Origin of the sequence: Sphingobacterium sp. UDSM-2020, assembly GCF_016132525.1 — a bacterium.
Classification (GTDB): Bacteria; Bacteroidota; Bacteroidia; order Sphingobacteriales; family Sphingobacteriaceae; genus Sphingobacterium; species Sphingobacterium anhuiense.
In genome coordinates this window covers 1122832-1137236 of record NZ_CP066166.1, presented here as the reverse complement: position 1 = coordinate 1137236, position 14405 = coordinate 1122832, and the positions used below count along the sequence as shown (strand labels likewise).

At 42.0% G+C, this 14405-nt stretch carries 15 protein-coding genes; 14 read left to right on the top strand and 1 reads right to left on the bottom strand.

The features are described 5' to 3' along the window. The first annotated feature begins 61 nt into the window (after nucleotides 1–61). The 14 genes from mobC to JAZ75_RS04810 all read left to right on the top strand — a co-directional run bounded on the left by mobC (nucleotide 62) and on the right by JAZ75_RS04810 (nucleotide 13843). Entirely contained in the window at nucleotides 62–2062 is a 2001-nt protein-coding gene (gene mobC / locus JAZ75_RS04875; RefSeq protein WP_034727185.1) for a conjugal transfer protein MobC, read from the top strand. A 336-nt stretch (nucleotides 2063–2398) separates the two neighbouring features. Continuing rightward, a complete protein-coding gene (locus JAZ75_RS04870) occupies nucleotides 2399–2995 on the top strand; it encodes a superoxide dismutase (RefSeq protein ID WP_034727182.1) in 597 nt (198 codons plus the stop codon). Next, the gene (locus JAZ75_RS04865; RefSeq protein ID WP_034727180.1) at nucleotides 2996–3460 is read left to right on the top strand and encodes a tetratricopeptide repeat protein; all 465 of its coding nucleotides are present in this window, start codon (nucleotides 2996–2998) and stop codon (nucleotides 3458–3460) included. A 5-nt stretch (nucleotides 3461–3465) separates the two neighbouring features. Beyond that, complete coding sequence (locus JAZ75_RS04860; protein WP_051891231.1) at nucleotides 3466–4092, top strand: peroxiredoxin; 627 nt, start codon at nucleotides 3466–3468, stop codon at nucleotides 4090–4092. Further along, nucleotides 4082–5524, top strand: a complete 1443-nt coding sequence (locus JAZ75_RS04855; RefSeq protein ID WP_034727178.1) for a leucyl aminopeptidase family protein — start codon at nucleotides 4082–4084, stop codon at nucleotides 5522–5524. Before JAZ75_RS04860 ends, JAZ75_RS04855 begins: the two co-directional genes overlap by 11 nt. Beyond that, nucleotides 5517–6488: a ribonucleoside-diphosphate reductase small subunit gene (locus tag JAZ75_RS04850; protein ID WP_034727177.1), complete on the top strand. Its 972-nt coding sequence runs from the start codon at nucleotides 5517–5519 to the stop codon at nucleotides 6486–6488. Before JAZ75_RS04855 ends, JAZ75_RS04850 begins: the two co-directional genes overlap by 8 nt. A gap of 14 nt (nucleotides 6489–6502) precedes the next feature. Continuing rightward, the gene (gene def, locus JAZ75_RS04845) at nucleotides 6503–7084 is read left to right on the top strand and encodes a peptide deformylase (protein WP_034727175.1); all 582 of its coding nucleotides are present in this window, start codon (nucleotides 6503–6505) and stop codon (nucleotides 7082–7084) included. Nucleotides 7085–7106: 22 nt separating this feature from the next. Next, complete coding sequence (locus JAZ75_RS04840; protein WP_034727174.1) at nucleotides 7107–9446, top strand: ribonucleoside-diphosphate reductase subunit alpha; 2340 nt, start codon at nucleotides 7107–7109, stop codon at nucleotides 9444–9446. Between the two features lie 52 nt (nucleotides 9447–9498). Beyond that, nucleotides 9499–10272, top strand: a complete 774-nt coding sequence (gene map, locus JAZ75_RS04835) for a type I methionyl aminopeptidase (RefSeq protein ID WP_034727172.1) — start codon at nucleotides 9499–9501, stop codon at nucleotides 10270–10272. A 12-nt stretch (nucleotides 10273–10284) separates the two neighbouring features. Next, nucleotides 10285–11550 carry a dihydroorotase gene (locus JAZ75_RS04830; protein WP_232789358.1) on the top strand — a complete coding sequence of 422 codons (1266 nt, stop codon included), beginning with the start codon at nucleotides 10285–10287 and terminating at the stop codon, nucleotides 11548–11550. Between the two features lie 86 nt (nucleotides 11551–11636). Beyond that, the gene (locus JAZ75_RS04825) at nucleotides 11637–12269 is read left to right on the top strand and encodes a 2,3-bisphosphoglycerate-dependent phosphoglycerate mutase (protein ID WP_051891230.1); all 633 of its coding nucleotides are present in this window, start codon (nucleotides 11637–11639) and stop codon (nucleotides 12267–12269) included. Between the two features lie 13 nt (nucleotides 12270–12282). Next, on the top strand, nucleotides 12283–13098 hold the full coding sequence (locus JAZ75_RS04820) for a UDP-2,3-diacylglucosamine diphosphatase (RefSeq protein ID WP_232789357.1): 816 nt from the start codon (nucleotides 12283–12285) through the stop codon (nucleotides 13096–13098). Then, on the top strand, nucleotides 13095–13397 hold the full coding sequence (locus tag JAZ75_RS04815) for a hypothetical protein (RefSeq protein WP_034727169.1): 303 nt from the start codon (nucleotides 13095–13097) through the stop codon (nucleotides 13395–13397). The genes JAZ75_RS04820 and JAZ75_RS04815 overlap by 4 nt, the downstream gene beginning before the upstream one ends. Next, complete coding sequence (locus JAZ75_RS04810) at nucleotides 13394–13843, top strand: BT0820 family HAD-type phosphatase (RefSeq protein WP_034727168.1); 450 nt, start codon at nucleotides 13394–13396, stop codon at nucleotides 13841–13843. Before JAZ75_RS04815 ends, JAZ75_RS04810 begins: the two co-directional genes overlap by 4 nt. 13 nt (nucleotides 13844–13856) lie before the next feature. Here JAZ75_RS04810 and JAZ75_RS04805 read toward each other — a convergent pair whose 3' ends face one another. Beyond that, nucleotides 13857–14246, bottom strand: coding sequence for a metal-dependent transcriptional regulator (locus JAZ75_RS04805; protein WP_034727167.1), 390 nt, complete (start codon nucleotides 14244–14246; stop codon nucleotides 13857–13859). Nucleotides 14247–14405: the final 159 nt, after the last annotated feature.

The window sequence follows — 14405 nt, the reverse complement described above, 5'->3', positions numbered from 1 at the left end:
ATTCTTATAGCCGCTGTGTAGAGTCTTTAAATTCACGCCCGAACATTAAAACTAAAAAAGAATGCAGGGAGAAGACGATTTAAGAGGTTTAGCCAAAATAATGGCTTTTATGCGGGCAGTCAGTATTCTTTTGGTGCTGATGCACCTTTATTGGTTCTGCTACGGGTTCTTTTTAGAACGTGGTTGGACGTTGGAAATAATCAACAAGATATTAGGCAATTTCGACCGGACGGCGGGCTTGTTTTCACATACCCTTTATACCAAGGCGTTCGCTTTGGTTTTGCTTGCTTTGAGTTGTTTGGGAACGAAAGGCGTAAAGAATGAGAAGATAACCTGGGCTAAAATCTACGTGGCTTTGGGCGTTGGTTTTGTGCTGTTCTTTCTGAACACGCCGTTGTTAAAGCTATCTCCGGTAATAGGCACATTTCTGTATATCCTTACTATCTCGTTAGGTTATATTGCTTTGCTGATGGCGGGCGTATGGATGAGCCGCTTGCTTCGTACCAACTTAATGGACGATGTTTTCAACAACGAGAACGAGAGCTTTCAACAGGAAACAAAGCTGATGGAAAATGAATATTCCGTTAACCTGCCCACCAAATTTTACTACAAAGGCAAATGGAACAACGGGTGGATAAATATTGTAAATCCTTTCAGGGCATCAATCGTATTGGGTACTCCTGGTTCCGGTAAATCGTATGCTATCGTGAACAACTACATTAAGCAGCAGATTGAGAAAGGTTTCAGTATGTATATATACGATTTTAAGTTTGACGACCTTTCAACGATTGCTTACAATCACCTACTGAAGAACAGGGATAAGTATAAGGTACAGCCGAAATTCTATGTTATAAACTTTGACGACCCACGCAAGAGCCACCGTTGTAATCCACTTAATCCCGACTTTATGACGGACATATCCGATGCTTATGAAGCGGCTTATACGATAATGTTGAACCTTAACAGGTCGTGGATACAGAAGCAGGGGGATTTTTTCGTAGAAAGTCCGATTATCCTGTTAGCCGCCATTATTTGGTATCTGAAAATCTACGAAAACGGCAAGTATTGTACATTCCCACACGCTATTGAATTATTGAATAAAAAGTACTCGGATGTCTTCACTATATTAACGTCCTATCCTGATTTAGAAAATTATTTGTCACCCTTTATGGATGCGTGGCAAGGCGGAGCACAAGACCAATTACAGGGGCAGATTGCATCGGCTAAAATTCCATTATCAAGAATGATTAGCCCTCAGTTGTATTGGGTTATGACAGGCGATGATTTTTCATTGGACATCAACAACCCAAAAGAACCAAAGATATTATGTGTAGGTAACAATCCAGACCGCCAAAATATCTACTCCGCAGCTTTGGGTTTGTACAATTCCCGAATTGTAAAGCTCATCAATAAAAAAGGGCAATTGAAAAGCTCGGTAATCATCGATGAGCTGCCCACAATTTATTTTAGGGGGCTGGATAATCTCATCGCAACTGCGAGAAGTAATAAGGTGGCGGTTTGCTTGGGCTTTCAGGACTTTTCGCAATTAACGCGTGATTACGGCGATAAGGAAAGCAAGGTTATTCAGAACACTGTAGGCAATATTTTCAGTGGACAGGTTGTAGGCGAAACTGCCAAAAGCTTATCGGAACGTTTTGGAAAAGTGTTGCAGAAACGCCAAAGTATGACCATCAATCGTAATGATAAATCAACCTCCATATCCACACAATTAGACAGTCTTATCCCGGCTTCCAAAATTTCAACACTTACACAGGGTATGTTTGTTGGATCTGTATCGGATAACTTCGATGAACGCATTGATCAAAAGATTTTCCACGCTGAAATCGTAGTGGATAATGAGAAAGTAGCCGCAGAAACCAAAGCCTACCAAAATATTCCGGAAATTTTATCCTTTGTAAATGAGCAAGGCGAGAACAAAATGAAGCAAGAAATTGAAAGTAACTACCGCAATATAAAAACTGATATTCTGAACATCGTTGAAAGTGAATTGGAGCGGATTAAAAATGACCCCGATTTACAGCATTTGGTGCAAAAGGATTAACTAACAATATACATACTAAATGAAACTACAAAAGTGTAAGCCGAAGCTATAAAAACTTCGGCTTTTTGCTTTTGTATATTTCTAATGTCTAAGAACAATTTGTCTAATTATTTTGTTAGGTCATTCTAACTTATTATTTTTGCTAATCTAATTTATAGAAATTCAGACTATGGACTACGTGATAAAATTATTAGAAGAGAACCAAAGGTATCTTGAAAGACATATCAGAGATAGTAACCTTATGCAGAACAATATGAAGAAAGCTACCGAGGAATTGAGCCACGTCAGTCAATTAAAGCGGGCAATAAAAATTTTAAAACTAAAGAACAATAAGAGATGAGAATTACACAAGCATTACCGGAACTTCCGTACGACAAAAACGCACTTAACCCGATTATTACGGAGGAAACGTTTGATTACCATTACGGCAAGCACCACGCTACCTATGTCAATAACCTTTCAGGCTTGGTAAAGGACACCCCATTGGAAAGTGCATCCATTGAGGAAATTATCCAAAAAGGGTTTGCGGAAAACAACGCTCCGTTATTTAACAACGCTGCCCAGCACTGGAACCACAGTTTTTTCTGGCACTGCCTTTCTCCGAATGGCGGAAAAGCACCCGATGGGAAAATTGCAGAGTTTATAACTCGTGATTTTGGCAGTTTTGAAACGTTTAAAAACACATTTTCTGAAACAGCCGTGAAGCTATTCGGCTGCGGGTGGGCTTGGCTTGCTCAGAATGAACAGGGCATACTGGAAATAGTGCCGATGAAAGATGCACACACGCCACTGACCGAAAACAAAAAACCAATCCTTACGCTGGATGTTTGGGAGCACGCCTATTATATAGACTACCGAAATGCCCGTCCAAAGTTCGTAGAAGGATTTTGGGAAATCGTAAACTGGGATTTTGCCAATCAAAATTTAAAATAAATGAGTGATACCTGTATGAGCCACATAGAACGATATTGGCAAGCGTTAACCGTCGCCAACAATGAACTTTTTAATAAAGGAGATTTTGAAAAAGCACTATCCGGTTACAAAGATGCTCTGTACAGGGCAGAAGTACTGAATAATCATATTCCGGATTGCATCCGTTTGAAAATCCCGTTCATACAGGTGTACATCATTTCCTGCAATAACCTCGCAAACACCTATGAGGAATTGGGAAAGCTTGAAGAAGCTGAAAATATGCTCAAACGGACGGTCTATTACCTCTTGCATCTGGCAGGTAATAAAGAACTGAATATGGATGAGATACAATCGGAACTGAAAAGAGCCACCCTCAGTTACGTACGGTTTGCAGAAAAAACCAACTCCGGAAAAGTAAAGCAGGAGCAGCTATTCAGAACGCTTAAAGAACAATTAGTAGAAAACAATTTAATAAAAATAGATTAAAGATTATGTGCAATTCAGTAAAGAAATTAATGAACAATCAGCAGATGCAATTGGTACAGAAAGGGATACTATCCATTGGCGATAAGCTACCTGATTTTGTAAAGAAAGCCGTAGTGACCACCGATAACGGAATTGAAATTACGGATATTAACCAAGGGCACGCATCACAGCAGGGAAAATGGACCGTGCTGTTCTGGTGGCCAAAGGATTTTACATTCGTTTGTCCAACCGAGATCATCGAGTTCGACAACAGCAACGCAGCATTTGCAGAACGTAATGCAGTAGTAATAGGTGCATCCACCGACACCGAATTTGTCCATTTAGGATGGCGACAAAATCACCCTGGCTTGGCAAACCTTACCATTCCAATGCTGGCAGACACTTCCAAATCATTAGCTGAAGAAATGGGCATTTTGGACTGCAACGAAAAGGTAGCCTACCGTGCTACTTTCATTATAGATCCAAAAGGAATTATCCAATGGGTAAGTGCATATCCGATGAATGTAGGCAGAAATGTAAGCGAAGTAATCCGTGTATTGGATGCCTTGCAGACAGAAGAATTGACAGGTTGTGGTTGGACACCCGGACAACAAACGGTAACGGCAAAATTGAAAGAACAAAATGCAGGATAATTACTTATATATAAACTTTATACCCTACGCAAAAAAAGAAGATGTCCCCGACGAGGCTGATAACATTGTACTTATTGTAACCAAAGAGCAGGCAGACCGATTTGAATTTCAAAGCTCATTAGCACAAAATATAGACAAGGCATTCTCTGAAAACAAAACGACTGTCATTACCACACTTGGAGAACAACGAAACTTTATCGCCGTAGCACCAGACAGAGAAAAAGAAGCATTACGCTTGGCGGGAGCCTCTGTGTATGCTTCCCTAAATAAGCAACAAAGCCAGACAGCAAGGCTGCGGGGATTGGATGAGCTTACAGAAGACCAGCGATATGCTTTTCTGGAAGGAATGCTTTTGAGTAGCTACGATTTTGACAAATACAAAGCAAAGAAGAAAGTACAACCGATAGCGGTTTATATCCGCAGGCGTTCATTTCCCGAAGTCAAGATTGAAGAACTGAAAATGCTTGCAGAAGCCGTTTCGCTGACAAAAACCTTAGTGAACGAACCTGTCAACTATATGGATGCCCTGCGGTTTTCCGAGGTAGCCACCGATGTAGGAAAACAGTTCGGTTTTGAAACAGAAATCCTGCACAAAGAAAAGATACAGGAGCTGAAAATGGGTGGTTTGTTGGCAGTCAACAAAGGTTCGGAAACACCACCTACGTTCAATATTTTCCATTACAAGCCCGAAAATGCCTTTAATGAAAAGCCATTGGTATTGGTGGGCAAAGGCGTGATGTTCGATACAGGTGGTTATTCGCTAAAAATCAGTGGCAATATGCTTACAATGAAATGCGATATGGCAGGTGGAGCAGCCGTTTTAGGAACAGTGGCTGCTATTGCCGGAAACAAACTGCCTTATCACGTAATTGGTCTTGTGCCTGCCACAGACAATAAAATTTCAGCCAATGCTTTGGTGGTAGATGATGTGATTACGATGATGGACGGTACAACAGTTGAGGTGCAGAATACCGATGCCGAAGGGCGTTTGGTCTTGGCAGATGCTTTGACCTATGCCAAAAGATTTGAGCCGGAACTGGTCATTGATATGGCAACTTTAACAGGAGCTTCGGCTGCCATTACGGGTTCGTTCGGCATAGCCGTATTGGGAAACAATCAGGAGAAAATAGATGAACTAAGAGAAGTCGGCGAACAGGTTTACGAACGCCTACTACAATTGCCTCTTTGGAAAGAATACAAAGACTTATTAAAATCTTCGATTGCCGATATGAGCAATCTTGGCGGTCCGATTGGCGGAGTAAGTACATCATCTATTTTCCTTGAACATTTTACGGATTATCCGTGGGTACATCTGGACATTGCAGGAGCAGCATTTGTCAAAGAAGCTAAAGGTTACAGACAAAGCGGGGCTACTGCTGTACCTGTACGTCTGTTGTATGAATTTGTCAGAAGAATGAGCAGGAATGATTGAACCACTATTACAAGATAACAAAGACCGTTTTGTAATCTTTCCCATTCAGCACGATGACATCTGGCAGTTTTACAAAAAAGCTGAAGCCAGCTTTTGGACTGCCGAAGAGGTGGATTTGTCGCCGGATATGAATGATTGGCAAAACAAGCTGAACAAAGACGAACGCTATTTTATATCGCACGTGCTCGCATTTTTTGCAGCAAGTGACGGTATTGTGAATGAAAACCTTGCGGTCAATTTCATACAGGAAGTACAATATCCAGAAGCACGCTGCTTTTACGGCTTCCAGATTATGATAGAGAACATCCATTCAGAGATGTACTCATTATTGATTGACACCTATGTAAAAGACCCAAAGGAAAAAGATTACCTGTTACACGCTATTGAAACTATACCCTGCGTAGGAAAAAAGGCAGATTGGGCTTTACGATGGATTGAGAGCGAAAACTTTGCCGAGCGATTGATCGCTTTTGCTGCGGTGGAGGGCATTTTCTTTTCAGGTAGCTTCTGCTCCATTTTCTGGCTGAAAAAGCGGGGATTGATGCCGGGGTTGACCTTTTCCAATGAGCTTATCAGCCGTGACGAAGGATTGCATTGTGATTTTGCCTGTCTGCTCTATACCAATCATATGCAAAACAAATTGCCGGAAGCAACCGTAAGGGAAATCATCGTAGATGCGGTAGCCATTGAGAAAGAGTTTGTGACCGATGCCTTGCCCGTTCGATTGATCGGTATGAACGCAGAGCTGATGTGCCAGTACATCGAATTTGTAGCGGACAGATTGCTTGTTGCATTGGGCTGTAAAAAAGTTTGGAATGCGACCAATCCGTTCGACTTTATGGAACTCATTTCCTTGCAGGGCAAAACCAACTTCTTTGAACGCCGTGTGGGTGAATATCAGAAGACAGGCGTAGCACAGGGAGCAAAAGAAAATAACAGCTTTTCACTGGATGAGGATTTTTAACAGTATATATAAAAATGAAATTAGCGGTTTACGGATATGGAAATACGGTATTGAAAACCGAGGCAGAGAAAGTCGGGAAAGACTTTCCTGACTTCCATCAGCTTATTGCCGATATGTGGGAAACAATGGAGCAAGCCCAGGGATGCGGATTGGCTGCACCGCAAATCGGAAAATCACTCCAACTCTTCGTAGCAGACAGCAAGGTTTTGTATGATAATATGGATGAAGCCGAACGCAAAGCAATTTTTACAGAAGGCGATACCGGCATAAGGGAAGTTTTTATCAATGCCGAAATCATTCGTCTTTCTGAAAACAAATGGGAAGAAACCGAAGGCTGTTTGAGCCTGCCCTTTCTTTCTGGAAAAGTAATCCGCTCGTGGTCGGTGGAACTGCAATATCAAAATCAGGATTTTGAAACCGTCAGAAAAACATTCAACGGAATGACCGCCCGTGTCATCCTGCACGAATACGACCATACGCAGGGCATACTTTATATAGACCGTGTAAAGCCTTTGAGTAAAAAGCTGATGGAAGCCAAATTAAAACAGGTACTCAAAGGCAAGGTAAACACGCACTATAAAATGAAATTTAGGTAACAACATAATTCAACGCAACTCAATGTATGTAATAAAAAGAAACGGAAAACAGGAAGCCGTACATTTCGACAAGATAACGGCAAGGGTACATAAATTGGTGTACGGGCTTTCTGTAACAGAAAAAGATGTTATCGAGATAGCCAAAAAGGTTATCCAGGGCATTTATGATAATGTAACCACTACCGAGCTGGACAATCTTGCCGCCGAAACTGCGGCTGCCTATACCACGGTACACCCCGATTTTGCAGTTCTTGCTGCCCGTATTGCCGTGAGTAACCTGCATAAAAATACTTTAAAGTCATTTTCTAAAACGGTTAAACTGCTGTATGAATACAAAGATCCGATAACGGATAGCCACGCACCGCTGTTATCAAAAGAAGTGTACGACATCATTCGCAAAAATGCCGATGAGATCGACAGCAGCATCATTTACGACCGGGATTACAATTTTGATTACTTCGGATTTAAGACACTCGAACGTTCCTACCTTATCCGAACCAATGGCAAAGTAACCGAACGCCCGCAGCATCTTTTTATGCGTGTAGCCATCGGCATTCACAAAGAGGATATCAAAGCTGCCATAGAAACCTACAACCTGATGAGCGAGAAATGGTTTATCCACGCCACGCCCACGTTGTTCAATGCTGGCACACCCAAACCGCAGATGTCTTCCTGTTTCCTTTTGAGTATGACCGAGGACAGCATTGCAGGAATTTTTGATACTTTGAAACGTTGTGCTCTGATTTCACAGTCTGCCGGAGGCATCGGTCTGAGCATTCACAATGTAAGGGCAACAGGCAGCTATATCAAAGGAACGGGTGGTATTTCCAACGGCATTATCCCGATGCTCCGTGTGTTTAACGATACGGCACGGTACGTGGATCAGGGCGGCGGCAAACGCAAAGGAGCGATTGCGGTCTATCTGGAACCGTGGCACGCCGATATTTTTGACTTTCTCGACCTCCGCAAAAACCACGGCAAGGAAGAAATGCGGGCAAGGGATCTGTTTCCTGCACTGTGGATACCCGACCTCTTTATGAAGCGTGTTGAAGCCAATGCCGACTGGTCTTTGTTCGACCCCAATGAAACGCCCGGATTATACGATGTGTACGGCAATGCCTTTGAAGAACTTTATGAGCATTATGAAGCTGAAGGGAAATACCGAAAACAGGTAAAAGCCCGTGAACTTTGGAATGCCATCTTGGAAGCCCAGATTGAAACAGGTACGCCCTATATGTGCTATAAAGATGCCGTCAATGAAAAATCCAACCAGAAGAATATCGGTGTCATCCGCAGTTCCAACCTGTGTACGGAAATAATGGAGTACACCAATGCAGATGAGGTAGCCGTGTGCAACCTCGCATCGCTGGCATTGTCTCGCTATGTTTCCGAAAATGGTTTTGACTTTCAGAAACTGTATGAGGTAACTAAAATCGTTACCCGAAATCTGAATAAAGTCATAGACGGCAATTACTATCCCGTACCCGAAACCGAAAACTCCAATTTCAAACACCGTCCGATAGGTTTGGGTGTACAAGGATTGGCAGATGTATTTATCCTGTTGCGGTTGCCATTTGAAAGTGAAGAAGCCAAGCAATTGAATATCGACATTTTTGAAACCATATACTTTGCCGCAATGGAAGCCTCTATGGAATTGGCAAAAGAGCAAGGTGCTTACGAGAGCTTCAAAGGTTCGCCTTTGTCCGAAGGCAAATTCCAATTTGACCTTTGGAACGTAACAGCTTCGGAACGTTGGGACTGGAACAGATTGCGGAGAGAAGTAATGGAATTTGGCGTACGCAATTCGTTGTTGCTTGCCCCAATGCCAACGGCTTCTACCTCGCAGATATTGGGCAACAACGAATGCTTTGAACCCTATACCAGCAACGTGTACAACAGGCGTGTACTTTCAGGTGAATTTGTCGTGGTGAACAAACATCTGCTTAATGACCTTACAGGACTTGGGCTGTGGAGTCCTGCAATGAAAAACAAGCTGATAGCCGAAAATGGTTCGGTACAGAACATCGCCGAAATTCCGGATGATTTAAAAGAGCTATACAAAACGGTATGGGAGATCAAGCAGAAAACCATTGTGGATATGGCAGCAGACCGGGGTGCGTTTATCTGCCAGTCACAGTCACTGAACCTGTTTATGGCGGAACCGAATATGGCGAAGCTCACCTCAATGCACTTTCACGCCTGGAAAAGCGGTCTGAAAACAGGAATGTACTACCTGCGTACCAAAGCGGCGGCAGACGCTATCAAATTTACTGTAGAAAGCGTGCAATCGGCAGAAGAGAAACAGGCAGATATTTCCTGCTCGCTGGACAATCCGGAGGAATGTATCGCTTGCGGAAGCTGATAGTGAATGGTTCACTATCGACTATAAATTTTTACCATTAACACAATAAGTTATGTCAATAACAGCAGAAACCGATATGATCGGGATGCAGGCGGTTAGCAAAGCGGTTGCCCTTACTTTAAGGGCGATGCAGAGCTACGCAAAGCCGGGAATGTCCACCAAAGAGCTGGATGATTTCGGAGCACGGATGCTTTACAGCTTCGGGGCTAAATCAGCTCCATACTCCACCTATAAATTTCCGGGCTGTACCTGTATCTGTGTCAACCACGAAGTGGCACACGGTATCCCTTCAGCATCAAAAATATTAAAAGACGGTGATCTGGTGAACGTAGATGTATCTGCCGAAATGAATGGCTTTTGGGCGGATAACGGAGGCTCATTTGTATTGGGACAAGATATTCATAATCACAATTCCCTTGTAGAGGCATCCAAGCAGATATTGAAGAAAGCCATTAGTAATATCAAAGGAGGTGTACGGATAAAAGACGTAGGGTATATCATAGAAAAGGAAGCCGATAAACGGGGCTACAAAGTGATACACAACCTTACTGGACACGGCATTGGAAAAAAACTGCACGAAGAGCCGTCCATACCCAATTATCGGGATCAAATGAATTTCAGCCGTTTCAGGAAAAATTCGGTCGTTGCAGTGGAAACCTTCATAGCTACGCATTCAACATTAGCCGTATTGGATAACCCAAAACTGGACGAATGGACACTGGTAGGAAACAAAGGAGGCTATGTAGCCCAGCACGAACATACCATTGTCGTGACGGATGGTGCACCGGTAATATTGACGGAAGCCAACGGAATATGGAATTTATAGAAGATTAAGACTGTGCAGCCAACGATAATAAAAAATATAAGTATTGTCAATGAAGGTCAGATTACTATTGCTGACTTACTCATTGAAAATGGAATAATCCAAAAGATAGGTTCTGCAACTGCCTTTCCTGATATAAAAACCATTGACGGCAACGGTAAATATCTGTTACCGGGCATTATTGATGCACAGGTTCATTTCCGTGATCCGGGGCTTACGCACAAGGCAGACCTCTACACCGAGAGTAAGGCAGCAATTGCTGGTGGCGTAACCTCTTTTATTGATATGCCCAACACGAAACCCAATGTGCTTACGCTGGACATTTGGAAAGAAAAATACCGAATAGCACAAAGTAAATCCCTGGCAAACTTCGGCTTTTTTATGGGCGTGAATGCAGATAATATTGATGATATAATTCAGATGGATATCGCACAGTTTTTAGCGGTGTCAGACGACGGCTTGTATTTTACAAAGAAAGGGAATTTGCTTGCAGATAATCCGCAGGTAATGGACAAGTTGTTTGCCAACTGCAAATGTATCATTGCCGTACACGCCGAAAAGGAAACCATCGTTGCTTCAAACGAAGAAGTGTATAAACAGCAGTATGGAGAACAGATCCCTTTTCATCTGCACCCACTCATACGAAGTGAAAACGCCTGTATAGAAGCCACCAAAGATTTTATCGCATTGGCAGAGAGATACAAAGCACACCTTCATATCCTGCATTTGAGCACATCGGCAGAAGCACGCTTGTTCCGAAATGACATCCCTCTGAAAGACAAGAAAATCACGACCGAAGTCTGCGTACAGCACCTGTGGTTTTCGGAAAAGGATTATGACCGTTTAGGGGCATTGATAAAATGGAATCCAGCTATAAAATCTGAAAATGACAGGAAAGGCTTGATGCAAGCTCTTTTGGATGACCACATTGATCTGATTACCACCGATCACGCACCGCACACACTTGAAGATAAAGATGGCAACTATTTTACCGCAGTGTCAGGTGCTCCAATGGTGCAGCATTCGCTGAACATTATGCTGGAATTTTATATGCAGGGAATTATCCCGATAGAAAAAATTGCCGAGAAAATGTGCCACAACCCTGCTATTCTTTATCAGATCAAAGACAGGGGCTTTATCAGGGAAGGTTATGCCGCAGATATGGTGATAGTGGATATGGACAGCAAGTGGAAAGTTAGCAGAGATAATACTTTGTATAAATGTGGCTGGTCGCCAATGGAGGGAACTGTATTTCAATCAAGGGTACCCACACATTTGTAAACGGGCATCTTGTGTATGAAAACGGAACTTTTTATGAAGAAATAAAGGGGCAGGCATTAGTTAAGTATCAATAAATCAAACAGACTATGACAAAATTATTTTTAGTCCGACACGGGCAATCGCAATGGAATCTGGAAAACCGCTTTACGGGTTGGCAGGATGTGGACATCACGGAACTTGGGGAACAGGAAGCCAAACAGGCAGGAATAGCTTTAAAAGATGAAACAGTAGATGTGGCGTTTACATCAAAGCTCATCAGGGCACAGCATACCTTAAAAATTATTCTGAATGAAACAGGTAAAACAGATATGCCCGTTATTATCGACGGTGCATTGAACGAACGTTCCTACGGAATGCTTGAAGGGCTTAACAAAGCCGAAACAGCCGAAAAATACGGAGCCGAGCAGATACATATATGGCGGCGTTCTTTTGATATAGCCCCGCCCGGCGGAGAAAGCCTAAAGGACACTTACGACCGTGTAATACCGTATTTTGAAAACTTCGTACAGCCACAGTTGCAGCAGCATAAAAATGTACTCATTGTTGCACACGGAAACAGTTTGAGAGCTTTAATAATGTACCTGGAACATCTTTCACCTGAAGAAATCTTACAAAGGGAAATCGCAACCGGCGAGCCGTTAACCTATGCTTTGGACGATCAGATGAATGCCGTGAAGCTGGGCAAGAGTTTATACATACAACCCAAAACGGTAGTTTAAAAAAGAACAATGTTTGAAAACAGGATACCGTCACATCATTTTAGGAAATGGCAAAAAGATATATTTTGCTTCGGATATTCACCTGGGAGCACCATCTTATGAGGAAAGCCGCCGGAGGGAACTGTTTTTTGTTGACTGGCTGGATACTGTAAAAAATGATGCAGGAGCTGTTTTCCTGTTGGGGGATATATTTGATTTCTGGTTTGAGTACAAAACGGTCATTCCAAAAGGCTTTGTAAGGTTGCTCGGAAAGATGGCAGAAATAACTGACAGTGGCATACCTGTATATTTTTTTGCGGGCAACCACGATATGTGGATGGACGGTTACTTTGAAAAAGAGCTTAACATTCCAGTTTTTCATAAACCGGAAATATTTATTATTAACGGAAAACGTTTTTTCATCGGTCACGGAGATGGTTTGGGTCCCTATGACAAAGGATATAAACGCTTGAAGAAAGTATTTACAAATCCGTTCTGCATCAGATTGTTTCGCTGGTTGCACCCCGATATAGGCGTTCGATTAGCTCAATACCTGTCCGTAAAGAACAAGCTCATTTCAGGCAACGAAGATGTAAAGTTTCTTGGAGAAGAAAAGGAATGGCTGGTTCAGTATGCAAAAAGAAAACTGGAAATGGAACATTACGATTATTTTGTTTTCGGACACAGGCATCTTCCTTTACAGGTAAAGCTCAATACCAGATCTGAATACATCAACCTCGGAGATTGGATACAGCACTTCACATTCGGTTTTTTTGATGGTACTGAAATGAAATTGAAGCAGTTTGACTGCCCGTCAAGAACCTATAAATTTATCAAAGACAAAAAATGACAAAAAACGATTATCCAATCCTTTTAATTGCCGATAAACTTCAGATTGATGAAGTTTCTGCGAAGCATTCCCAAGAGGAACAGTTTGAAGCATTGGTATTTTACTTAAACCATCTGATACAATCGGACTTCAACAGGTTGCTGAGCATCCTGTACCGCATAGATGTTTCTGAAGATAATGTAAAAAGTGCACTGGCACTGGATGCAGGAAAGCAGTCTTCAGGACATACAATAGCCCGTCTGCTAATTGAGCGGGAAACGGAAAAAATAAAACTTAGAGCAAAATACAGCAAGAAATGAACCTTATTGACACGAAAGGAAAAGTAATCGCCGTTGACTTTGACGGTACTATTGTAGAGCATAAATACCCCGTCATCGGTAACGAAATGATGTTTGCATTTGCTACGCTAAAAGCATTCCAGTCAAAAGGACACCGGTTGATATTGTGGACATACAGAAAAGGAAAAGAGCTGGAGGAAGCAGTTGAGTTTTGCAGGCAAAACGGAATGGTATTTTATGCTGTCAATGAAAACTTTCCCGGAGAAACAGTCGAGGGAGATTTCAGCCGAAAGATTAATGCCGACATTTTTATAGACGACAGAAATGTAGGCGGCTTTTTAGGATGGGATGTTATCTGGCAGACATTGCACCCTGAAAGCGGCGACTATGCCCATCAGTTGAAGAATAAAGATGCACATATCAATTACAGAAATGTAAAAAAGAAACGTTGGTTCGGATGGGGCTAAATATCCCTTTAATCTATCTTTTGTAAAGAATTAGTGCTCGCTTTATCTTTTTAAATAATACAGGTTCATTCAGCGTAATTATTTTTTCTGCAATACGCTGGCTGTCCTCTTCATTCATATCCAGTTTTTGAATTAGAAATTTTCGTGTCAATGTTAGTTGCCTCGAAATAACTGAAGCTATTCGGATGCCTTCCTCCGTCATTTCACAGCCATAATATTTGCTGTACGATACCAAGCCCCTTGCAGCCAGTCTTTTCAGCATATCGGTAGCAGAGGGAGCTTTTACTTCGAGCAGTTTTGCCATTTGTGAGGTGGAAATACGCTTGCTATCTGTTGCTAAAACCCGATACATCTTTAACAGATACGTTTTTTCGGCAGTTGTCAATTCGTTTTTTTCTTCCATATAGTATCAGCATATTATAATTGAACAACTCTTGAAACAGAGTCTGGGGAATTGATTTTATGAATAGCAAATATAGAATATTAGCACCTAATTGTTATATCAGTCTAACTTTTTTATTAACTTTGTCTAAATTTTAGTTTAAAGAATTGAGTCTAAAAA